Here is a 19464-nt window from a genome sequence, read left to right as displayed (position 1 = left end):
TCACCACGGCCGGGGATGTGGCGGGGTGCCGGCGGCGCCGACAATGCCACAACGGCCACCCGGGATACGACCCTTGGAGACGCCCACCATGACATCCGTCCCTCAGCCGCCCGCGGCCTCGCCGACGCCCGTGGCCGACGTGCTCGCGGAGCTCACCGCGGTGCTGGCGGGCATGATGCGTATCGAGCCGCAGACCCTCGACGCGCAGGAGCCCTTCCGGCTGCTGGGCCTGGACTCGATGCTGTCGGTCGAGTTCGTCGCCGCGCTCAACGCCCGCTACGGCACCCGGATCGCGGCCACCGCACTGTATGAGCACCCGACACCCCAGGCACTGGCCCGGCACGTCGCGGCCGAACTCGCCACCCCCCGCCCCGCCACACCCACACCCACACCCACGGACACGGACACGGAGGCAGACGTGGATGTGGCCGCGGCCGCGGGTGCGGGTGTGGATGCGGGTGTGGCTGATGTGGGCGTGGAGGCGGTCACGGACACGCTGCGGGAGCAGCTCGCCGGGATCCTGCACTGCCGGCCGGGGGACATCGACGTGAGCGCGCCGTTCGCGGCGCTGGGGCTGGACTCGATCCTGGCCGCGGAGTTCCTGGCCGGCATCAACCGCACCTACGGCCTCAGCGAGCAGGCCGACCTGCTCTACGACCAGCCCGACCTCGGGGCCATGGCGGCGTACGTCAGCGCGCGGGCGGCGCACCGCGGGCACCGCGCGCCCGCGTCCGGCCGCCGTGGCGCGGCTTCTGCCGTCCCGGCCGGGCAGCCGGGGCCGTCTCCGGCGGGCCCGGCGCCGGACGGCGCCCCCGTCTTGCCGGCGGCGGGGGTCGATCTGGACGCGCTGCTCGACGCGGTACGTGACGAGGTGCTCAGCATCGACGAGGCGGCCGCCCTGCTGGCGGCCCGCTCCGCCTGACGGACCGTCCGAGACGAAGGGCGCACGGTGATGGACACCCGGGAGATCCTGACGCGGTTCAAGGGCGGCACCCTGCGGCGTGAGCACGCCGTGGCCCTGCTGGCCGGCATGTCGCCGGTCGTGGCCCCGCCGGTGGTGGCCGGGGCGCCGCGGCCGGACCCGCCGGCGGCGGACCGCGAGCCGCTGCCCGGCACCGGCACCGGCACCGTCGCCGACACCGGCGTCGGCGACGGTGCCGGTGCCGGTGCGGGCATGCCGTGTGCGGTCGTGGGGATCCAGGGCCGTTTCCCGCAGGCGGGGGATCTGGAGGCGTTCTGGCGCAACGGGCTGCAGGGGCGGATCGCCGCGGCCGCGCTCCCGGGCGGTCGGCGGTCGGCGTGTGCGGGCTGGCGGGGGCATTTCCTGGACGGTGTGGAGGAGTTCGACCCGGACCTGTTCGGGCTCGGTGCCCGGGAGGCGGCGGGGCTGGACCTGCGGGAGCGGCTGCTGGCGCAGAGCGCGTGGCAGACGCTGGAGAGCGCCGGATACGCCGGAGCGCGTCTGGAGCGGCTCACCGCCGCCGACGGCACGGCGCGCAGCGTGGGGGTGTATGCCGCTCTCGGCCCGGCCGGCGGTGCGCCGGCGGGCACCGGGCACCGGCACACCGCCCCCGCGGATTCCCGGCCCGGGCCGGCCGCGCGGCTGTCGCGGCTGCTCGACCTGCGCGGGCCCAGTCTGAGCGTGGACAGCGGTGCCTCCTCCTTCCTGACCGCGCTGCACCTCGCGCTCGGTGCGCTGCGCGCGGGCGAGTGCGCCGCGGCGCTGGTCGGCGCGGTCGAGCTGCGCCTGCATCCGGCGTGCCAGCGGCCCGGCGCCGGTGAGGGGGTGGCGGCCGTGCTGCTCAAGCCGCTGGCCGCGGCCCGTGCCGACGGCGACCGCGTGCACGCCGTGATCCGCTCCAGCGCGGTCGGCCACCCGGGCCGCGCCGCCCTTGGCCCGCAGCACGGCCTGCTGGTCGGCCGGGCGCTGGCCGCGGCCGGCCTGCAACCCCCGGACGCCGGCCTGGAGGCTGTGGGGGTCGCTCTGGAGGAGAGTTCCCGGACGGTGGCGGCGCTGGTGGGTGATGCCGGGGCGGTGACCGGGGCGGCGGCCCTGGTCCGCGCCGTGGGACAGCTGCGCCACGCCGTGCTGCTGGCCGGCCCGGACCGCCCCGCGCCCGCCGCCTGGGAGCCGGCCCGCCGCGACGACGGCACCGTGCTGCCCCGCAGGGCGCTGGTCAGCGTGCCCGGACCCGCAGCCCCCGCAGCCCCCGCAGCCCCCGCAGGCCCCACGGACGCCGTAGACGCCGCAGACGCAGTGGACGCGGCAGACGCTGCGGACGGCGTGGAGGACACGGACGGCACGGACGGTGTGGAGGGTGTGGGTGCGGTGCTGGTCGTGGAGGAGGCGCCTGCCGTCCCCCGCGCCCCGGCCGACGCGTGCCCGCCGCCGGGCACGCGTCCCGCGGAACTGGTGCTGCTGTCCGCCGCGACGCCCGCGCACCTGGCGGCCACCGCCGGCCGGCTCGCGGCCCGCCTGTCCGACGGCGGTGGCCGGGACGGCGGCCCGGCGGCCCCGGATCTCGCCGCGGTCGCGCACGAACTGCGCCTGGGCCGGGCGGTGTTGCGCTGCCGTCTGGCGGTGACCGTCCGCACGGTCGCCGAACTGGCCGACGCACTGGCCGGCTTCGCCGCGCAACCCGGCCCGGGCAGGGGCCCGGCGGGCGTGCGCAGCGCCGACCTGCGCACCGCCGCGGGCCCGCCGCTGATCGAGGGACTCGAGGAGACCCGCGCCTACGTGGCCGCCCTGTGGCAGGGCGGCCGCCTGGAGCAGCTGACACGGCTGTGGCTGGCCGGGGTCGACGTCTGCGCCGTACTGCCCGCGCATCCCGGCCCGGCCGCCGTCGAGCTGCCCGCCACCGTGCTGCGGCCCCGCCCGCTGGAGCCCGGCCCCGGCACGGACGGAGCACCGCAGTGACCACCCGCCCCGCACCCCCGACCACCCCTGAACCCGCACCCGCACCCGCCCGCGAACCCGGGGCCGCCCCCGCTTCTGGTGCGGGGGGCGGGGAGCCGGTCAAGCTGTGGCTGTGTCCCAACGACGGCCTGGCGCCCGAGGTCGCCGGCCTGCTCGCCGCGCACTGGCTGGACGCGCAGGAGCAGAAGACCGCGAGCCGCTTCCTGTTCGAACGCGACCGGCGCCAGTACCTTCTGGCCCACACCCTGGTGCGGCGCGCGCTGGCGCTGGAGGCGGGCCTGGCCGAGGCGGAGCTGGTCATCTGGCGCTCCGCGCGGGGACGGCCCTTCTTGCGGCCCGCCGCCGCGGGAGGGCCGCGCGGCGGGTCCCAGCTGGACTTCAACCTCTCCCACGCGGGCGGCTACAGCCTGCTGGGCATCGTGCGCCGGCACCGTATCGGCGTGGACGTGGAACGGCTGGAGGACCGGGACGAGCGGGCCATCACCACCATCGTGCGCACCTTCGCCGCCCCGGAGCGGGAATGGGTCGCACAGGCCGCCGACGGGCCGGCCCGCGACCGGCGCGCGCTGCGCGTGTGGACCCTCAAGGAGGCCTACTCCAAGGCCCGGGGCCTGGGTCTCGGGCTGCCCTTCGACGCGTTCGCCTTCACGCTGGACGACGAACGCGGCGTACGCGCCTTCACCCCGCCGGCCGACGACACGGCCCGCCCGTGGCGGTTCGTCGAACTGGAGCCGGTGCCCGACGTGCTGGTCGCCGTCGCCGTCCCCGCCGACGAGGCACAGGACCCGGTCCTGCACCTCGGCTACGGCTTCCCCTGGAGCCGCGCGGCACTGCGCAGCTTCCCGCTGCCCCGCCCGGTGGGCGGACACCCCTCAGCACTGCCCGCATAAGACACCCCCCCGCATAAGACATGAGGCGCCACACGCCACACACGCCACACACGCCACACGTGCGGCAGGCGGCAGAGGAGCGGCGGGGGAGCGGCCCGCGTCCACCGGTGGCGGTCCGCCGCACCCGCCGGCGGCCGCGGGCGGAAAACGGCAGCGAAACCCTGTGCAGGGCGCCTCCGGCCCGCCGGGGACGGCCGTATGACGACCACTTCGCAGGCCCGTTCCGTCGACCGGGCCGCGGCCGGCTGCGCCGCGAACCGCCCTTCCTGTCCGCCCGCCCTGCTCCCTGCGGCCGAGGAACTCGCCGGCCGTCCCTCAAAAGGCGTCCGCCCTTTTGCCGGCCCGCGGCGCGCGCGTCATCGCGGTCGGGCCCGGCCCCGCGATGGCCGCGCAGTTGCGCCTGCGGCTGCCTGACGTCCCTCTCGTGCCCGGGGAGGGCAACCACCTGCCGCCGGCCTCCGGATCCCCCGGCCTCCTCACCTATGCCCAGGCCTGGCACTGGACCGACCCGCGCAGGTCCGTCCCCGAAGCCGTCCGGGTGCTGCGCCCCGGCGGCACGCCCGCCCTGTGGTGGAACGACTCGGACAGCACGGTCCCCTGGACAGCCGGCCAGGACGCCCGCCTGCGCCGTTTCTTCGCTGCCGGCCCGGCAGCGAAGAGCCCGGCCCGATGGCCCGGTTTTGTGGCCTGCCGCCCGCACTCGGCTTCGTCCAGCGGCAGATGCCAGGGACCAGGAACGTCCCGCTCGGCACCCGTCCCGCGAACCTCGCCAGCTGCTCCGACTTCCTCGTCCGCGGCCTCCTGAGGGAGGTCTTCCCGGCCCGCGCCAGGGCCCACGACAGGGCCCTCTGCCGGGTCCGGACCGACGGCACCGCGACAGCAGCCCGGACCCGGCACCGCACCGCCCGCACCGCCCGCACCGCCCGCACCGCCCGCACGGGCTGAGGCCGGTGCGGGGGTGCGGGGCGGGCCGGTCTCCAGCGGGTTTCGAAGGGGTCTCGAGCCCGGGCGCCGACCGTGGGGCATCCGGACATCCGCTGTTTTTGCTGTCTGTTGCCGGGAGGTCGTGCCGTGCCCATCCTCAGGTATCTGGAGAGCCCGCTGGACGACCTGCTGCGGCGGGCCGCGGCCCGTGACGCGGACGCCCCGGCCGTCACCGTGGCCGGGACAGGCGCCGGGGCAGGGGCCGGGGTGTCGTTCGCGGCCCTGGACCGGGAGGCGGACCGGGTCGCCCACTACGTACGGCGCGCCGCGGGCCGGGCCGGCGCGGTCGTCGCCGCGGCCACCACCCTCGATGCGGTCTTCCCCGCCGTGTACTACGGCACCGTCCGCAGCGGCCACCCGCTCGCCCTGCTCGACCCGCTGACGGGGCCGGCCGCCCTGTACGAGGTGTGCTCGGCGGCCGGGGCCGAGATCGCCTTCGTACCCGCCGCGCTGGCCGGGCTGCTCGCCGGGCTCGGTGACCGGCTGCCCCTGCTGCACACCGTCGTCCTCACGGACACCCCGGCGGACACGGCAGCGGACACGCCGGCGGGTGCGGGCGGTGGCGTGCCGCTGGCGCGGGCGCTGGCGTCGGTGCCCGCCGGGGTGTCCGCGCGGACACCGGCGCCGGGCGTGGAAGCGGTGGCGTGCCTGCAGTTCGCCCCGGACGGTGCGGGACGGCTGAAGGGGGTGCGGCTGACGCACCGCAACCTCCTCGCGGGCGCCGCCCAGACCGCCCTCGCCCACCGCCTGGGCTCCTCCTCCGTCGTCCTCAACCACCTGCCGCACTACCACGCTGTGCACCTCAACTCGGCCGTGCACGCCGGGGCCCGGCAGGTGCTGTGCCCGGACCCGGATCCCTTCGGGGCGCTGGAAGCAGCCGCGCGGGTGGGGGCCACCCACTTCTACGCCCCGCCCGCCCGGCTGCACCGCCTCGCCGGCGACACCCGGCTGGGCGGGGCCGCCGCCAGGACGGGCGGGCACCGGCTGAGCGCCCTGCACGTCAGCGGCGGCGCGCTGGAGCCCGGCCGCGCCCGCCGGCTGCGCGATGTGCTGCGCGTGCCGGTCCTGCAGGGCTACGGCCTCACCGAGGTGTGTGCCCTCTCCCACCACCAGCCGCCCGGCTCGCGGCCCGGTCTCGGCGCGGTCGGGGTGCCGCTGCCGGGCACCGAGTGCCGGGTCGTCCTGCCGGGCGGCGCGCTGCCCGCGCCGGTGTGGTCGACCGGCCAGGTACAGATCCGCGGACCGCAGCTGAGCCCCGGCCCGCCGGCCGGCCCAGGGGTGCGGCCGGACGCGGACGGCTGGCTGTCCACCGGCGATGCGGGCTATCTCGACGCGGACGGCGGACTGCACCTGGTTGATGCGCCCCGGTCCGTGTCCGCCTGATCCTTTGATCCCCGCGGGGATGCCCCGGCGTTCAGCCCTCGACGCCGTGTCCCGCCGGCCGTGAGCCGCGCCGCCGGCTGCACGCCCGGGCCGCCGTGGAGGCCTCCTGCCTCTCACCCCCCGGCGCGGGGTGAGGGGCGATAGCGGACGGGTCGTGGCCCGCTGGAGCGCACCGGACACGGCCGCGCCCGCCGCCTACGGTGAACAGGGCGGGACATCCCGGGCCCGGCAGGACACCCCCGGGCCCGGCAGGACACCCCCAGGACCAGCAGGGCAATCCAGGACCGGCGGGACATCCAAGGACCGGCGGGACGTCCCGGGAGACAGGGAGGAGACCGCCATGGACGAGCGGCACGCCGCACTCCGCGTGCTCCCCGCACCGGCCCCTGCCCCCGGCCCCGGCCCCGGTGAGGCGGCCGGCCCGGCCCCGGCTCCGGCCCTCCGCCCGGGCGCGGTGGCCGCCGTGCGCGTGCACGTGATCGGGGAGGACCCGCTCGCCCGCCGCGGCATCACCGCCCTCCTCGAGGGCCACCCCGGCATCCGCGTCACCGGCGAGAGCGAACCGGGACCGCCGCTGCTGCGCGCGCTGGCCGCCCGGCCCCCGCACGTCCTGGTCGCCCACGGTGCGCCGGGCGGCGGACAGCTTGCCGCGCCGGCCTTCGGCGGCGGGGACCTGCCGCTGCTGACCCTCGGCGGCCCGGGCCGTACCGACGCCGCCGGCCGGGCGGCCGGCGGCCATCTGCCGGCCACCGCCACCGCCGGGCAGCTGGCCTCCGCGGTCGTCCTGGCCGCCGCCGGCTACAGCCTGGTGCACGGCCCCACCCCGCCCCCGCCCGGGCGCCGGCCGGCCGGCGGGCCCCTGGCGCCCCTCTCGCCCGTCAGCCCCGACCGGCTCACCGACCGCGAGTGCCAGGTCCTGGACCTGCTGGCCCGCGGCCTGTCCAACGGCGAGATAGCCCGGGCGCTGACCCTGTCCGAGCACACCGTGAAGACCCACGTGCAGAACCTGCTGCACAAGCTGCGGCTGCGCAACCGGGTCCACGCCGCGATCTACGCCTTCGAATCCGGCCTGCGCGCCCCGGCCGCCCCCCTGCACCGGGCCGCCGTCGCAGCCGACGCGCCCTGCGGCTGACCGCCCCGCCCACCGCAGCAGCGGCAGCCTCCCACGCACGCACGCACGCACGTCCGCCCGTCTCCGGCCCCGGGCCCTGGGCCCCGTACACCCTGATCCGCAGCACCTGCCGCCGGGCCGGTGTCCCGCACACCACGCCCGGACCGGGCGCGGTGCGGAGCGGCGGGGCGAGAGGCCCCGCCCGGCGCGGGTACGGGCAACGGGGGCCACAGGGGTGCAAAGAGACACGGAGTTACGCGGGTTACGCGGGTTGCGGGGCGGGCGGGGCGCACCGTTTGGGCCAGCCGATGTCCTCGTCGGACGGTGTGTCCGGCGCCGGCGGGGCCAGGGGGGTGTCCGCCGCCGGGGAGGGGCCGCCGCCGTGTCCCGCGGCGGCCGTCCACGCCGCCCGGGGTGGTGCGCACACCGATGGCCTCATCGTCGACTCCCGGACGTTGACCTGCGGAGGGGCTCCGCACCCGGCCGGGTGCGCCGGCCGGGTCCTGCCGAGCGTGCCCCGCCGCGCTGGAGGAACGCTGGAGGAGTCCACGAGAGGCGCGTGAGAGGCGCGTGAGAGCGGCACGAGATTCCCGGCGGGGGCCTGGCAAAGGTTTGCCCGCGTGTTGCCCGGCGCCCTACGCTCGGGGCGGCTCCCGGCGAAACTTTCTTGCCCGCTCACCCCAGGGGATTCGGTCATGCTGCGACAGCCCGCGTTCGGACACCGCCTGAAAAAGCTCCGGACGGCCCAGGGGCTGTCGCAGACGGCGCTGGCCGGCGAGGGCATGTCCACCGGCTATCTCTCCCGCCTGGAATCGGGGGCGCGCCAGCCCACCGACCGGGCCGTGGGCTATCTGGCGGGCCGGCTGGGCCTGGACGTCGCCGACTTCGAGGAGCCGGTCACCGGTTCCCTGGCGCACGCGCTGACGCTGGCGTCCTCCACCGGTTCCGCGGACGCCATCGGGGCGCTGCGCGCGGCGCTGGCCGCCGAGGGCCACGAGAGCGCGGTGCTGCGCTGGCAGGCGCTGTGGCTGCTGGCCCGGGCCGCCCGGCTGCAGGGCGACCACACCGCCGAGCGCGCGGACCTCGGCCGGCTGGTGGCGCTCGGCGAGGAGGTGGGATCGGCCGAGCTGCGGGTGCGCGGCCTGACCCGGCTGGCCCGCTGCCTGCGCTCGCTCGGTGAGATCACCCCCGCCCTGGACGCGGCCGTCGCCGCCCACCGGCTCGCCCTGGGCGAGGACCTGGGCGTGGAGGACCGGGCCGCCGCGCTGCTGGCGCTGGTGTCGGTGCAGGCGGAGGCCGGGCAGGTGCCGGAGGCGCGGGTGCACGCCGACGAGCTGGCCGCGCTGGTCGAGGGCCGCACCGACGCGCTGTGGGCCGAGGCCATGTGGACGGCCGCCGCCGTCCGGGTGCGCCAGGGCGACCAGACCGGGGCGCAGGCCTTTTTGGATGCGGCCCTGGAGCGTTTCAGCAGCCGGGAGGACCTGGTGCTGTGGCTCAGGCTGCGGCTGGCCGCGGGCCGGCTGCACCTGCAGACCCTGCCCCCCGACCCCGCGCGGGCCGAGGCCTGTGCCGCTCAGGCCGAGGCCGCCCTCGCCTTCGTCGGCACGCCCGCCCTGCGCCAGGACCTGACCGCGCTGAAGGCCGATCTGGCGTTCGCCACCGGCCGTTACGACGATGCCCGCGCCCTGCTGGGCGACCTGGCCGGGGACGAGCCGAGGATGACCTACCGCGACCGGGTGCGGCTGGAGATCCTGCGCCAGCAGCTGCTGATCCTGGGCGGCGACGCCTCCGGCGTGGAGGGGCTGCGCACCCTGGCGCAGCAGGCCCAGGCGGACGCCAACATCGACCTCGCGGCGGAGATCTGGCGGACCCTCGCGGACGCCCTCGCCCAGTCCCGGCCCGCCCCGGCCGGACCGGCGTGACCCGCCGCCCGCGCCCGGCCGGACCGCTGCGCGGGGAAAAGAGGCGGGGAAGGCAGGGGCGGGGGAGTGCGGTGCGGAATGCGTATTTCTTTTACCGGATTTCTCGAGGGCGCCTCGCATTCCGGTGGACGCGGCGCAATGCGCCTTGACGCGCGGTGCGGCCCTTCGTGAATCTCAGTACGGTATTGGCCGCTCACGCCCGAAGGGACACCACCGTGGTCAGCAAGAACAGCAAGAACAGCAAGAAGAAGAATCCCGCGGGAATCGAGCCGGAGCTCAGCCCCGCATTCGGCAGTGAGATCACCGACGGCCCGGACGAGGACACCGAGACGTCCGTCCTGGGCAGCATCGCCCTGCAGTAGGGGCCGCCGCGGACGGCAAGCGGCAAGCGGGAAGCGGGAAGCGGGAAGCGGGGGTGGGGGGTGGGGGAGGGGACCCGCGGGTTTCCCTTCCCCACCCCTTGCCCGTCCGCCGCGGCGGACGCCTTCCGCGGTGTCAGGACGCCACGAGTGCCACGCACATCGCGCCCAGCGCCACCGCCTGCAGCACGACCCGGGCGTTGATGACGCTGTCCCAGGTGCGCTGCAGGCCCCGCGCGTCGGGCGCGGTGCGGCAGTCGAGGGCCGCGTCGGTCAGTTCCTTGTTCACCGGCGCGCTGACCTTGTTGTAGACGGCCAGCCACACCACCAGGGCCGCCGCCGCGACGGCGGCCGCGACGGCCGCCGTCACGCGGCCGCCGAACCCGGCCGCGACGGCCGTGGCCACCGTGGCGAGCAGGCCGAAGACGCCCGGGACGGGCATCCGGCGGTCCCCGAAACGGTGGATCTGCCCCATGGTGCTGGTCAGTACCGCGTCGTCGACGTGCGCGAGGGCCGGCCGCTGGACGATCGCGGAGAAGACGTCGGTGCCGTAGACCACCGCGTTGGCCATCGTGGCCACCACGGCCAGGGTCTGTACGAGGGTTTCCATCACAACCACCCTTGTCCGTCTGCCGGTTGCCACATGGCCTGCCGCCACATGGATTTATCAACGCTAGATGTACTGCCGACACTATCAAGTTCAGTGCTTCGAATGCTAGCGTTGACAACTCCAGTGGTCCGCAGGGGATTCCGCAAGGACGAGGGAGCACCCCGGGCCGCAGCGGAGTGCCGTCCCCTCCCCGCGGGGACATCCGCCCGGACAGCCACGAGGAGACAGACCCATGGCCCTTGGACGTGCCCGTCGCGTACTCATCGCCGGCGGAGGGATCGGCGGCCTGGCCGCGGCCCTCGCGCTCCAGCGCGCCGGTCTTGAGCCCGTCGTCTTCGAACGGGCCGAGGCACTGCGCGACGGCGGCGCGGGCCTGCACATCTGGACCAACGGCGTGCTCGCGCTGGACTGCCTGGGCGTGGCCGGACAGGTCCTGCGCACGGCCCCGGCCCAGCAGGTCGCGCACTTCAGCACCCACCGCGGCGAGGTGCTGGGCGCCTGGCCGGTCGGCGACTTCGTCGAGCGCTACGGCGCACCCACCATCGCCGTCGAGCGTTCCGTCCTGCACGGCGTGCTGCGCGAGGCCCTGCACGGCTCCCCGGTGCGCACCGGGGCCCACGTGAGTGGCTTCGAGCAGGACGAGGACGGGGTCACCGTACGGTTCGCGGACGGCGGCAGCGAACGGGGCGACCTGCTGATCGGCGCCGACGGCATCCACGGCACGGTCCGCGACGCGCTCTTCGGCCCCGCCCGCAACCGCTACAGCGGCTACATCGCCTGGCGCGGCCGGTCCCCCCTGCAGCACCCGGACATCCCGCCGGGCACCTTCAACGCGATGTTCGGGCCCGGCACCCGCTTCACCTACTACGACGTCGCACCCGGCCTGGTCCACTGGATGAGCGTGGCCAACGGGCCCGCGGGCGGCCGGGACGCGCCCGGCGTGCGGGAGATGCTGCTGCGCCGCCACCGCGGCTGGGGCGGCCCGGTGGCCGACATCCTCGCCGCCACCCCCGAGGAGGACATCATCCGCGGCGACGTCGAGGGCCGCAGCCCCGAACGCCGGTGGGGCCAGGGCCGCGTCACCCTGCTCGGCGACGCCGCGCACCCCATCACCTTCAACATCGGCCAGGGCGCCTGCCAGGCCCTGGAGGACGCCCTGGTCCTCGCCGAACACCTGGAGCACGCCGGCGACCCCATCGCCGCGCTGCGCCGCTACGAGCGCGAACGCCGCGCCCGTACCGCGCCGCTGCAGCGCATCGCCTGGCGGATCGGGCGGATGGGCGCGGTGCGCAATCCGCTGCTGATCCGGGCACGCGAGGCGTTCATGCGCAAGAACTGGAACACGAAGGCCTTCGCCGCCGCGGAGAAGGGCCAGGTCGCCTACGGCACCCGCTGGGCCCCGGCCCGCCGCCCGGCCCCCGCCCCGGCCGCCACCGTGGACTGACGCCCGCCCTCGCGGCCCCGGCCCCAGCCCCGGAACCCCCCCCCGCTCCAGGCCCGGTTGCGGGCCCTGGCCCCGGCTGCCCTGCCCACGGGCCGGGGCCCCGCGGACGGACCAGGCTCACGGCCCCTGAGCCACGAGCCACGAGCTACGGGCTACGGGGCCGGGGCCCGGACCCGGGGATCCAGCCCCGGCTGTCCCGCCCGCGGCCCGCGGCCCGCGGTCCCCGGCTCACGGGGAGCGGTCGGTCCGGGTCCCGGGTCCTGGGTTCCGGGTGCCGGCAGACCGGTCCCTGATCCCGGCGCCGTACCCGCGCCTCTGGCTCACGAGCCACGAGCCACGGGGCACGGGGCACGAGCCACGGGGCACGAGCCACATGGGTCATAGGTCACGGGTCACGAGCACGGACCGCGGGCCTGGGGCCCGTGGCCTTGGCCCTGGGCCGAGGCCCTGGGCTTGGCCCTGGGCTTGGCGTCCCGGCCGCGCCCGCGGCCCCGGCCCGGATCCGGCCCCCGGGTTTTGGCCCGGCCCAGTCCAGCCCAGTCCGGTCCAGCCCGGTCGCCGTACCGTCCCGCCGGTTCCGCCCGCCCGGCGGGCGTCAGCCGGGCGTCGGGCGCCGCTGCAGGGCGCCCGGCTGCCGCGCCCCGGCCCGCGCCGCCGGATACAGCCCGTCCCAGAGCGGGTCCTCGGGCGGAAACCCCAGGCAGACCAGGACGTTGACCAGCATCCCGTACGCCATGAACGTGGTGGTCTGGCCGGTGTCCGCGCCGAGCGGCCGGTGGACGGTGTCCCACAGCCGCCGCCACTCGGCCCGCACCGCCTCCCCGAACGCCGCGTCACCGTCCGCCTCGCCCGCCGCCACCGCGACGTACACCTGCATCTGCATCAGCAGCCGCTCCGGCTCCTTGACGATGACGCGGGTGTACGCGTTGGCCATGGCGCGCAGCGCCTCCTCGCCCGCCAGGCCCTCGGTGGCCTCGGTGAACAGCCGGGCGGTGTCGGCCAGGCAGCACCGCGCCGCCGCGAGGAAGAGCGCCCGCTTGCCCGCGAAGAGCCGGAAGAGGTACGGCTGCGACACCCCCGCACGCCGGGCGATGGCCTCGGTGGACGTGCCGTCGTACCCGCCCCGGGCGAATTCGCTCACGGCCGCGCGGATGACGCTCCGGCGCCGCTCCTCTGCACTCATCCTCACCATGCCAGCACGTTAGTTGCTGATTGCCGGGCGCCGTAGTGCCGGTCCAGACGCATTCAAGGAATGCGCCAGAGACCCGTGGCAGATTCACAGAATCGAGCACCGCTCGCCGACCGCTCGATGACCTTTCTCCGGCTCTGAGAACAGCTCTCCCGGACCGCTGCGCGGACCGTTCTTCCAGCTCTTCGGACAGCTCTTCCGGCAGCTCTTCCGGCAGTTTTTCCGACGGTTCTTCCGACAACTCAGTGAGGCAGGAACGGGGATGATCGACAATCTCTTCACGATGTTTCCCGGGCAGGGCTCGCAGCGCGCGGGCATGGCCGGGCATCTGCTGCGTGAACACCCCCGCACCGCCGGCCGCGTCCTGGCCCGCGCCGAGGAGGCGACCGGCCTGCCGCTGACCGCGCTGTGCAGCACCGCGCCGGAGGAGGAGCTGGCCCCGACCGAGATCGCCCAGCCCGCCATCGTCGCCACCAGCCTCGCGGTCCTTGAGGTACTGCGCGACCAGGCGGGTTTCGTGCCCGCCGTGGTGGCCGGGCACAGCCTGGGGGAGTACCCCGCGCTGGTGGCCGCCGGGGTGCTGGAGGCCGAGGCGGCGCTGCGGCTGGTGCGCCGCCGGGGCGAGCTGATGGCGGGGGTCTCCCGACAGGTCGGCGGCGCGATGACGGCCGTGCTGGGCCTTGCCGCCGCCCGGATCGAGGAGATCTGCGCGGACTGCGCCCCCCTGGGCGTGGTGGAGATCGCCAACTACAACGAGCCGGGCCAGACCGTGATCTCCGGGCAGCGCCCCGCGGTCGAGGAGGTCGCCCGCCGGGCACTGGCCGCGGGCGCCGAGCGGGCGGTGGCGCTGAAGGTCTCGGCACCCTTCCACTGCTCGCTGATGCGGGCGATCGAGGACGAGTTCGCCGCCGAACTGGAGCACGTGTCCTTCAGCGCGCCCCGGCTGCCCGTGATCAGCTCGGTGACCGGCACCCTGGTGCGCGACGGCGGCCACGCCCGCGATCTGCTGCGCCGTCAGCTGGCCGGGCCGGTGCGGTGGGCGGACGTGCTGGGCGCCGCGGCCGCGCACGCCGTGGACGGCTGCCTGGAGGTCGGCCCCGGCCGGGTGCTCAGCGGCTTCGCCAACCGCACCGGCGTCCACTCCGTGGTGCGCAGCACCCACGACGCGCGCCGGATCTCCGCACTGCTGCGCGAGCTCGGGCAGCAGCCCGCCCCCGGCGCCGCCGCCTGACCCGACCCGCCCCCGGCCCGCACCGCCCCCGCCGCCCACTCCCACTCCCACCGCCTCCCCACCCCTCCCGCTCCCTCTTCTCCCTTCCTCCCTCTTCTCCCTTCTCTCCCTTCTCTTCTTTCTTCCTCTTCTTCTTTTCCTCTCCCGTCCGTGCGGTGCGGGCCCTTGGGCCGGTGCTGGCGGAACGACCCATCCGAAAGGCAGCCAACGGTGTCCGAAACCCTGACCCCCACCTCGACCGACTACTTCTCCGCGGTCCAGGCCGCCATCGCCGACGCCCTGGGCATCGACGAGGCCGAGGCCGTGCCCGAGGCGACCCTGCTCGGGCAGCTGGGTGCCGAGTCGATCGACCTGCTCGACATCCTCTTCCGCATCGAGCGCACCACCAAGGTGAAGATCACCGTGGCCGACATCGCCGCCCTGCTGCAGGGCGGCATCCCCGACGAGGAGTTCGGCGACGAGAACGAGGTCGTCAACGACACCGGCCTCACCCACCTGGAGAAGGTCCTGCCGCAGTTCGACCGCAGCCAGCTCAGCGAGCCGCTGACCGCCGAGGGCGTGCTGGGCCTGTTCACCGTGCAGAACCTCACCGACCTGCTGACCGAGCGGGCCGCGGCCCAGCACACCGCCTGAACCCGCACCCCCCGGGGCCGGTGGCGGTGCGGGCCAACGGCGTCCCGCACCCCCGCCGCCCCTGGCGCCCGCGCGGGCCCCGGCCGGCCACCGCCCCTCGTAGCAGAAACGGGAAGAGACAGTTGACATCTCCCCCAGCTGAAGCAGGGGGATTCTTCCCTCGCGGGTTGAGCTTTCTGCTTCTCAGACAGCAGCTGCCCCGGATCAACGGCGGGGGACGTTGGTACGCCCAGCAGTCTTACGCCAGCTCCACAGACCTGACATCCCGCCAGCCCGGCGGTAGGCCCGGCCAGCTTGGTTATCACCGGCCGGGGCCTGGCAACTCTAATACATCCGCGGGCAGTTGCCGGTGAACGACGATCCGCCCTGGCGGCGAATCGTCTTCCCCTGCCCTGCTCCGCAGGAGTCCGTTTCCTCCCCAGCCTGAAGGCCGGGGTGTCCACGGAGGAATCCAGATGAAGCTGAAGGACCGCACCGCCCTGGTCACCGGTGCCTCACGCGGCATCGGCCGGGCCATCGCCCTGGCCCTGGCCGAGCAGGGGGCGGCCGTCGCCGTCAACTACCGCTCCCGCCAGGAGGACGCCCTGGCGGTCGTCAAGGAGATCGAGACGGCGGGCGGCCGGGCCGCGGCCGTCGCCGCCGACGTCGCCGACCCGCAGCAGGCCGCCCGCCTGGTCCAGGAGGCCGCCCGCCTCCTGGGCCCCCTCGACATCCTCGTCAACAACGCGGGCACCAGCGACGACGGCCTCATCTACGACGCGCCGCCGGACGCCTGGCTGAACGTCATGAAGACCAACTTCGGCGGCGCCTGGCACTGCACCCACGCCGTCCTGGAACAGTTCATGGCCCGCGGCGACGCCACCATCGTCAACATCTCCTCCGCGATGGGCGAACGCGGCTGGATCGGCCAGGCCAACTACTCGGCCTCCAAGGGCGCGCTGAACTCCTTCACCCGCTGCGCCGCCGTCGAACTCGCCCGCTTCGGCATACGGGTCAACGCGGTCCTGGCCGGGTTCACCCCGACCGAACTCGTGGACGGCGTGCTGCAGCGCGACGGCGGCAAGAGCATCAAGCGGCAGATCCCGCTGCGCCGGTTCGCCACCACCGGCCAGGTCGCCGCGGCCGCGGTGTTCCTGGCCGGCCCCGACTCCGGCTACACCACCGGCGAACTGCTCTGCGTGGACGGCGGGTTCTCCGCCCAGCTGGGCATCGGCCGCCCGTAACGGACGCGTGAGGGAACGGAAGAAGAGACGACGATGCGATTCCATCTGATCGACCGGATCGAGACCTGCGCGCCCCGCGAGCACATCACCGCGCGCAAGGTCACCTCCGCCGAGGAGACCTACTGGCAGGACACCGGCGACGGACCCGTACTGCCCTTCGGGCTGGCCCTGGAGGCCCTGTGCCAGTCCGCCACCTGGCTGATCATGCTCTCCACCGACCACCGGCTGCGCGCCGCGCTGCTGGCGGTCGGCGAGGCCACCGCGCACCGCCCGGTGCGCCCCGGCGAGGTGCTGCGCATGCACGCCACCGTCGAGTCGATGACCGAGGAGGCCGCCCTGCTGGACGGCACCGTCACCGTGGACGGCGAGAACGTCCTCGAGGCGAGCGGCATCCTGTGCGCGCTCATCGACGCCGAACGCCTCGACGACCCGGCCGCCACCCGGCGCATGGCGCACCAGCTGCAGGGCGGGGGGCCGGTGGGATGACCCGAGTAGCCATCACCGGCATCGGCGCCGTCACCCCGCTGGGCAACGACGCCGGCACCACCTGGCAGGGCCTGGCCGCCGGCCGCAGCGGCGTCGGGCCGCTGACCACCTTCGACGCGGCCGGCTTCCCGGTGCGTATCGCCGCCCAGGTCAAGGACTTCGACCCGGCCGCGGCGATCCCGGCCCGCATCGGGCGCAAACACCTCTCCCGGGTGGGCCTGTTCGGTGTCGCGGCCGCCTGGGAAGCGCTGCGCTCCGCGCGGGCCGAGGACCTGGCAGAGGAGGTGTACGACCCGGGCGAGCGCGGGGTGGCGATGGGCGCGAGCGTCGGCCGCCCCGAGCTGCAGGCCCTCCTGGACGTCGGCCACCTGCGCGCCACCACCGGCCGCGCGGACGCGTTCTTGTGCCACCCGCCGGCCGTCACCCTCACCGACGACCAGAACGTGCCGCTCAGCGCGATGGCCCGGATGATGTCCGCGACCGGGCCGATGATCGGGATCTCCACCGCCTGCTCCGGCTCCGGGCACGCCATCGGGGAGGCCTACCGCGCCATCCAGGAGGGCGACGCCCGGCTGATGGTCGCCGGCGGCTACGACTCCCTGACCACCTGGCTCGACCTGCTCGGCTTCAGCCTGCTGGGTGCGCTGACCGACCGTCACAACGACGATCCCGAGCACGCCTCGCGGCCCTTCGACGCCGACCGCTCCGGCTTCGTGATCGGCGAGGGCGCCGTCGCCGTCGTCCTCGAAGACCTCGACGCCGCCCGCGAGCGCGGCGCGCCCGTCCTGGGCGAGGTCCTCGGCTACGGCTCCACCCTCAACGCCTGGCGCATCACCGACTCCCCGCCGGACGGCTCCGGCGCCGTCCAGGCCATGGAGGCGGCGATCGGCGAATCCGGGCTGGGCACCGCCGGCATCGACTACGTCGTCGCGCACGGCACCAGCACCCACGGCAACGACCAGTCCGAGACGGTCGCCATCAAGAAGGTCTTCGCCGACGACGCCCGCCGTCTGGTGGTCAGCGCCCCCAAGTCGATGGCCGGCCACCTCACCTCCGCCAGCCTGGGCCTGGGCGTGCTGGCCGCGCTCGGCGCGATCCGCCACTCCCTGGTCCCGCCCACCGTCAACCTCGAGCGGCCCGACCGTGGCCTGGACCTCGACTACGTGCCGCACACCGCCCGCCCGATGCCGGTGGCGGCGGCCCTGATCAACGCGTTCGCGTTCGGCGGCAGCAACACCAGCCTCGTCGTCGGCGCCCCGCGGGAGGACACATGACCACCACCGTCCCCGCCGCGGGACCCACCCCCACCCCCACCCCCACCCCCGGTCCCGTTGCCGTCCCTGTCTCCGGTGCGGGATCCGCGGCCACCGCCGTGCCCGGCGGCGGCCTGGGCGGGTTCGACCGGCTGCTGGAGGCCGTCGTCGGCGAGCGGGCGGCGGCCGTGCGCAACGTGCCCGCCACCCTGACCTGTTTCACCGACCACTTCCCGCGCCACCCCGTGCTGCCCGGCGTGCTGCTGCTGGAGAGCATGGCCGCGCTCGCCCGTACCGCCGCGGGCCCCGGCACCTGGCGGCTGGCCGCCGTGCGCGGCGTGCGCTTCAAGCACTTCGTCGGCCCCGGCGACCAGGTCCACCTCACCGTCGAGGTGAGCGCTCACGGCCCGCACCGCACCGAGTGCCGGGCCACCGCCCGGGCCGGCGGCCGGGTGGTCGCCACCGCCCGCGTCCTGGCCCTGGTCAGCGACGAGACGACCCGGGAGGGCACAGCATGAGCGAGCAGCGCCGCCGCGTGATGGTCACCGGCATCGGCCTGATGACCGCGATCGGCCAGAGCGCCGCCGAGACCTGGCACAGCCTGCTGGAGGGCCGCTGCGGCATCGGACCGCTGCGCGCCTACGACCCCGCCCCGCTGCGCACCGGCATCGGCGCCGAGATCCCCTCCTTCACCCCCGCCCAGTGGGCCTCGCGGCGCACCCTGCGCATGCTGTGCCGCGGCGACCAGCTCGCCCTGGCCGGCGCCACCCTCGCCCTGCAGGATGCGGGCCTGGACGACGGGAGCGACCTGGGACAGCGCACGGGCCTGTTCCTGGGCAGCAACAAGGAAATGCCCCGCATGGACGAGCTCATCGCCCAGCTGCAGGCCGTCCGCGCCGATGACGGCACCCCCGACCTGCACCGGCTGGGGCAGAGCGCCTCCTCGGTGATCGCCCCGCTGTTCTTCGTCGAGGGACTGCAGCCCGCCGCCGCCTTCCACATCTCCGAGAAGTACGGCATCCGCGGCGCCAACGCCTACTTCGCCGGCACCGCCGACTCCGGCGCGATGGCGATCGGCCGGGGCATGCGCACCGTACGCCGCGGCGAGGCCGACCTCGTCCTCGCGGGCGGCTACGACGACGCCACCGGCTGGTGGGCGATGTCCAAGATGGACGGCCTGGGCGTCCTGAGCACCCGCACCGACCTGGGCACCGAGGCCTTCCGGCCCTTCGACCGCGACCGCTCCGGCTCGGTCTTCGGCGAGGGCGCCGCCCTCCTGGTCCTGGAGGAACGCGAACACGCCCTGGCCCGCGGCGCCCGCTGCTACGCCGAGATCACCGGCTTCGGCGCCGGCAACGACTGCGTCCGCCCCCCCAGCCCCCAGCCCCGCGCCCGCGGCCTGGCCCGCGCCATCGGCCGCGCCCTCGCCGATGCCGCACGGCCCTTCCCCGACGGCAGCTACATCGCCGCGCACGGCTGCGCCACCCTGCAGGGCGACGCCAGCGAGACCGTCGCCCTGCACGACGCCCTCGGCACGGCCGCCAAGTCCGCCCAGATCAGCAGCGTCAAACCGCAGACCGGACACCTCGTCGGCGGCGCCGGCGCGCTGAACGCGGCCGTCGCCGCCCTCGCCCTGGACAGCGGCACCGTGCCCGCCACCCTCAACCTGCACCACCCCGCCGCCGAGTGCGACCTCGACTACGTCCCCCTCACCCCCCGCCACACCCGGCCCGACAGCGCCCTGGCCCTGGCCCGCGGCCTGGAGGGCCAGGCCGTCGCCCTCGCCCTGGGACGGACCTCATGACCGACACACCCGCAACACCCGCCCT

17 protein-coding genes and 1 pseudogene are annotated in these 19464 nt (G+C 75.7%); 16 read left to right on the top strand and 2 right to left on the bottom strand.

The features are described from left to right. The first annotated feature begins 88 nt into the window (after positions 1–88). From AQJ27_RS45960 to AQJ27_RS56965, 8 genes and pseudogenes are all read left to right on the top strand, one after another. Positions 89–922, top strand: coding sequence for a phosphopantetheine-binding protein (locus AQJ27_RS45960; protein WP_067383524.1), 834 nt, complete (start codon positions 89–91; stop codon positions 920–922). A 30-nt stretch (positions 923–952) separates the two neighbouring features. Beyond that, positions 953–2917 (top strand): beta-ketoacyl [acyl carrier protein] synthase domain-containing protein, encoded by a 1965-nt coding sequence (locus tag AQJ27_RS60375; protein ID WP_067383521.1) that lies wholly within the window; start codon positions 953–955, stop codon positions 2915–2917. After that, positions 2914–3807 (top strand): 4'-phosphopantetheinyl transferase family protein, encoded by an 894-nt coding sequence (locus AQJ27_RS45950; protein ID WP_067383517.1) that lies wholly within the window; start codon positions 2914–2916, stop codon positions 3805–3807. The genes AQJ27_RS60375 and AQJ27_RS45950 overlap by 4 nt, the downstream gene beginning before the upstream one ends. Before the next feature lie 198 nt (positions 3808–4005). Continuing rightward, positions 4006–4752, top strand: a pseudogene (locus AQJ27_RS53735) (class I SAM-dependent methyltransferase). A 126-nt stretch (positions 4753–4878) separates the two neighbouring features. Continuing rightward, positions 4879–6174 carry a class I adenylate-forming enzyme family protein gene (locus tag AQJ27_RS45940; RefSeq protein ID WP_067383511.1) on the top strand — a complete coding sequence of 432 codons (1296 nt, stop codon included), beginning with the start codon at positions 4879–4881 and terminating at the stop codon, positions 6172–6174. A gap of 340 nt (positions 6175–6514) precedes the next feature. After that, positions 6515–7306, top strand: coding sequence for a response regulator transcription factor (locus AQJ27_RS45935; protein WP_067383509.1), 792 nt, complete (start codon positions 6515–6517; stop codon positions 7304–7306). A gap of 674 nt (positions 7307–7980) precedes the next feature. Then, positions 7981–9207 carry a helix-turn-helix domain-containing protein gene (locus AQJ27_RS45930; protein ID WP_067383506.1) on the top strand — a complete coding sequence of 409 codons (1227 nt, stop codon included), beginning with the start codon at positions 7981–7983 and terminating at the stop codon, positions 9205–9207. A gap of 215 nt (positions 9208–9422) precedes the next feature. After that, entirely contained in the window at positions 9423–9569 is a 147-nt protein-coding gene (locus tag AQJ27_RS56965) for a hypothetical protein (protein ID WP_159064587.1), read from the top strand. Between the two features lie 133 nt (positions 9570–9702). Here the strand turns inward: AQJ27_RS56965 and AQJ27_RS45925 are convergent, their stop codons facing one another. After that, the gene (locus AQJ27_RS45925) at positions 9703–10176 is read right to left on the bottom strand and encodes a DUF1772 domain-containing protein (protein WP_067383503.1); all 474 of its coding nucleotides are present in this window, start codon (positions 10174–10176) and stop codon (positions 9703–9705) included. A gap of 232 nt (positions 10177–10408) precedes the next feature. Between AQJ27_RS45925 and AQJ27_RS45920 the strand changes: the two genes are divergently transcribed. Beyond that, complete coding sequence (locus AQJ27_RS45920) at positions 10409–11620, top strand: FAD-dependent monooxygenase (RefSeq protein WP_067383500.1); 1212 nt, start codon at positions 10409–10411, stop codon at positions 11618–11620. 595 nt (positions 11621–12215) lie between these two features. Here the strand turns inward: AQJ27_RS45920 and AQJ27_RS45915 are convergent. Continuing rightward, entirely contained in the window at positions 12216–12812 is a 597-nt protein-coding gene (locus AQJ27_RS45915; RefSeq protein ID WP_201264497.1) for a TetR/AcrR family transcriptional regulator, read from the bottom strand. Positions 12813–13071: 259 nt separating this feature from the next. Between AQJ27_RS45915 and fabD the strand changes: the two genes are divergently transcribed. The 7 genes from fabD (at position 13072) to AQJ27_RS45880 (ending at position 19439) form a co-directional block, all read left to right on the top strand. After that, positions 13072–14040, top strand: a complete 969-nt coding sequence (gene fabD, locus AQJ27_RS45910) for an ACP S-malonyltransferase (RefSeq protein WP_067383496.1) — start codon at positions 13072–13074, stop codon at positions 14038–14040. A gap of 210 nt (positions 14041–14250) precedes the next feature. Next, positions 14251–14673, top strand: a complete 423-nt coding sequence (locus AQJ27_RS45905; protein ID WP_235613931.1) for an acyl carrier protein — start codon at positions 14251–14253, stop codon at positions 14671–14673. Between the two features lie 455 nt (positions 14674–15128). Beyond that, entirely contained in the window at positions 15129–15896 is a 768-nt protein-coding gene (locus tag AQJ27_RS45900; RefSeq protein ID WP_067383493.1) for an SDR family NAD(P)-dependent oxidoreductase, read from the top strand. A gap of 33 nt (positions 15897–15929) precedes the next feature. After that, positions 15930–16382 carry a hotdog family protein gene (locus AQJ27_RS45895; RefSeq protein ID WP_067383490.1) on the top strand — a complete coding sequence of 151 codons (453 nt, stop codon included), beginning with the start codon at positions 15930–15932 and terminating at the stop codon, positions 16380–16382. After that, complete coding sequence (locus AQJ27_RS45890) at positions 16379–17656, top strand: beta-ketoacyl-[acyl-carrier-protein] synthase family protein (protein WP_067383486.1); 1278 nt, start codon at positions 16379–16381, stop codon at positions 17654–17656. The genes AQJ27_RS45895 and AQJ27_RS45890 overlap by 4 nt, the downstream gene beginning before the upstream one ends. Continuing rightward, positions 17653–18153: a 3-hydroxyacyl-ACP dehydratase FabZ family protein gene (locus AQJ27_RS45885; RefSeq protein ID WP_079065784.1), complete on the top strand. Its 501-nt coding sequence runs from the start codon at positions 17653–17655 to the stop codon at positions 18151–18153. The genes AQJ27_RS45890 and AQJ27_RS45885 overlap by 4 nt, the downstream gene beginning before the upstream one ends. Next, on the top strand, positions 18150–19439 hold the full coding sequence (locus tag AQJ27_RS45880) for a beta-ketoacyl-[acyl-carrier-protein] synthase family protein (RefSeq protein ID WP_067383483.1): 1290 nt from the start codon (positions 18150–18152) through the stop codon (positions 19437–19439). The genes AQJ27_RS45885 and AQJ27_RS45880 overlap by 4 nt, the downstream gene beginning before the upstream one ends. Positions 19440–19464: the final 25 nt, after the last annotated feature.

The sequence above is a fragment of the Streptomyces olivochromogenes genome (assembly GCF_001514115.1).
Classification (GTDB): Bacteria; Actinomycetota; Actinomycetes; order Streptomycetales; family Streptomycetaceae; genus Streptomyces; species Streptomyces olivochromogenes.
This window is presented reverse-complemented; position numbering and strand designations above follow the sequence as displayed.